Annotated in this window: 1 rRNA gene; it reads right to left on the bottom strand. The window is 48.6% G+C overall.

From position 1 onward, the window contains the following. Nucleotides 1-101: ribosomal RNA gene (gene rrf, locus GCN78_RS29115) — 5S ribosomal RNA — on the bottom strand; the annotation flags it as partial. Nucleotides 102-255: the final 154 nt, after the last annotated feature.

Genomic DNA, 255 nt, shown 5'->3' with positions numbered 1-255 from the left:
CCTACTTTCACACTGGTTGCAGCACTATCATCGGCGCAAAGTTGTTTCACGGTCCTGTTCGGGATGGGAAGGGGTGGGACCAACTTGCTATGGTCATCAGGCATAACTTGTACTGGCGTTTGTCCTCAGTGGAGCGACAAAGCCTGAATCTGGAAGAAGCAAAGATTGGGGTAATGAATTGGTGTATCAACAAACTCACAACGTTGTACCGTCTTATCCTCTGTACCTGCTAAGGTTATAGGGACAAGCCGTACG

Source organism: Janthinobacterium rivuli (assembly GCF_009208735.1).
Classification (GTDB): domain Bacteria; phylum Pseudomonadota; class Gammaproteobacteria; order Burkholderiales; family Burkholderiaceae_D; genus Janthinobacterium.
Note: the sequence above shows the minus strand (reverse complement) of the source record. Positions and strands in the feature narration are given on the sequence as shown.